Source organism: Rhodococcus sp. R1101 (genome assembly GCF_000278445.1).
Taxonomy (GTDB): Bacteria; Actinomycetota; Actinomycetes; order Mycobacteriales; family Mycobacteriaceae; genus Rhodococcus; species Rhodococcus gordoniae.
This window is the reverse complement of sequence record NZ_AJVB01000559.1, coordinates 1-2,302: the sequence shown is the minus strand read 5'-3', so window position 1 is coordinate 2,302 and position 2,302 is coordinate 1. Positions and strand designations below refer to the sequence as shown.

3 protein-coding genes are annotated in these 2,302 nt (G+C 68.7%); 2 read left to right on the top strand and 1 reads right to left on the bottom strand.

From position 1 onward, the window contains the following. Both R1101_RS0121550 and R1101_RS0121545 read left to right on the top strand, forming a co-directional pair. Positions 1-222 (top strand): DUF6319 family protein (locus R1101_RS0121550; protein WP_026003568.1); only part of this gene is annotated, 222 nt, incomplete at its 5' end. A 48-nt stretch (positions 223-270) separates the two neighbouring features. After that, positions 271-933, top strand: coding sequence for a hypothetical protein (locus tag R1101_RS0121545; RefSeq protein ID WP_026003567.1), 663 nt, complete (start codon positions 271-273; stop codon positions 931-933). A 31-nt stretch (positions 934-964) separates the two neighbouring features. On the opposite strand, the gene R1101_RS0121540 is transcribed toward R1101_RS0121545, so the two are convergent. Further along, on the bottom strand, positions 965-2,302 hold a 1,338-nt coding region (locus tag R1101_RS0121540), incomplete at its 5' end, for a dihydroxy-acid dehydratase (RefSeq protein WP_016935318.1).

Below are 2,302 nucleotides of genomic sequence, written 5' to 3'. Positions count from 1 at the left end.
ACCCGTAAGGTCGGCAAACCCACGCCGGTCGCGCCCGATGCCGTCGAACGGGCGGTGAAGGAACTCGGTGATCCCACGGCCACCGAGGCCGTCCACTCGGTGATCGACGAGGCGCGTCGCGCCGCCGAAGAACGGGTGGCGCAGCTCAGCCGCGAGCTCGAGGAAGCCCGTCAAGCTCTGGAAAGCTTGGGCGCAACCCGGAAATCCGGCGGAAACCTCTAGTACGCTCAGCCCGACGGCCGCCGGACGGCGCAGTGCAGGAGGGGCCCCATGTTCAGAAAACTGGTTGTTGCAATCGCAAGCGCTGTCGCGCTGGTCGGAGCGGGTTCGGGAGTGGCCGTCGCAGCACCCCCGGTCACCCTCGGCGGCGGTTCGGGAATCACTCTCGGAGACAACGGGCAGGACATCTTCGACTGCACACTCACCACGATCGGCAACGACGCCGCCGGTCGCCTGGTGGGTCTCACCGCCGCGCACTGCGGCTCTCCCGGCATGACGGTGAAGGCCGAATACGACCTCGCCGCCGGCTCGGTGGGCCGCATCGTGTCGACCAACGAGCGGCTCGACTACGCCGTCATCGAGTTCGACCGGAGCAAGGTGGTTCCGGTCAACCGCGTCGGCGACGTGACGATCACGGGCCTCGGCGCTCCCGCGGGCTTCCCGAACATCGCGTGCAAGGAAGGCCGAACCACGGGCAATACCTGCGGAGTCGTCTGGGGCGACGTGTTCGGCTCGCAGGAGACGTGGACGCAGGTCTGCGTCGTCGAAGGCGACTCCGGTGCGCCGCTGGTGGTGGGCACGACGCTCGTCGCGATGGTCAATGCCTACCTGCTCGCGGCATGTGTCGGTCCCGAGGTCGGCACCAACATCGATGTGATCATGGCCGATATCAACGGCCGGGGCGGGCCGGGAGCAGGTTTCCGTCCGATCTGATGCCCCCAGGGCGCGAGGGTTCACCCGACCCTCACCCGCACACCGCACCGTTCGAGGCGGAACCGACGAGCTTCGTGTATTTCGCCAGTACACCCCGGGTGTAGCGCGGCGGTAGTGGCTCCCAGCCCTGCCGCCGCGTTTCCATGTCCTTCTCGTCGACCAGCACATCGAGGAGGCCGTTCGAGACGTCGAGGCGGATCCGGTCGCCGTCGCGGACGAACGCGATGGGGCCACCGTCGACGGCCTCCGGGGCGACGTGCCCGACACACAACCCGGTGGTGCCACCGGAGAACCGGCCGTCGGTGAGCAGCAGGACGTCCTTGCCGAGCCCGGCACCCTTGATCGCACCGGTGATCGCGAGCATCTCGCGCATGCCCGGGCCGCCCTTGGGACCCTCGTACCGGATGACCACCACGTCGCCGGCGGTGATGGTGCCGTCCTCGAGCGCGTCCATCGCGGCGCGTTCGCGTTCGAAGACCCGCGCCGTTCCCTCGAAGACCGACTCGTCGAAGCCTGCGGACTTCACCACCGCTCCGCCGGGAGCGAGACTGCCCCGCAGGATCGTGATGCCCCCCGTGGGATGGATGGGGTCGCTCAGGGCACGCAGCACCTTGCCGTCCGGGTCCGGTGGCCTGATGCCGGCGAGGTTCTCGGCCACGGTGTTCCCGGTGACGGTGAGGCAGTCGCCGTGCAGCAGACCCGCGTCGAGCAGCGCCTTCATGATGACCGGGACGCCGCCGATGTGGTCGACGTCCTTCATCACGTGCCGGCCGAACGGTTTGACGTCGGCGAGATGCGGTACCCGCGCACCCACCCGGACGAAGTCGTCCAGGCTCAGATCCACGCGGGCCTCGTGCGCGATCGCGAGCAGGTGGAGCACGGCGTTGGTAGAGCCGCCGAACGCCATGACCACTGCGATGGCGTTCTCGAATGCTTCCTTCGTGAGGATGTCCGAGGCCGTGATTCCGCGACGCAACAACTCGACCACCGCCTGTCCGCTGCGCCGGGCGAAACCGTCGCGGCGACGATCGGTGGCGGGTGGGGATGCGCTTCCCGGCAGCGACATGCCGAGCGCTTCGGCCGACGCTGCCATCGTGTTCGCGGTGTACATGCCGCCGCAGGCGCCCTCACCGGGGCAGATGGCGCGTTCGATCGCGTCGAGATCGGTCTCGGACATCAGGCCTCGCGCACACGCCCCGACCGCCTCGAAGGCGTCGATGATCGTCACGTCGCGTTCGGTGCCGTCGGACAGTTTCGCGATGCCCGGCAGGATGGACCCGGCGTACAGGAAGACGGCGGCGAGATCGAGGCGGGCCGCAGCCATGAGCATGCCGGGCATCGCGAAACTGTCCGACGGCACCGAACGCGA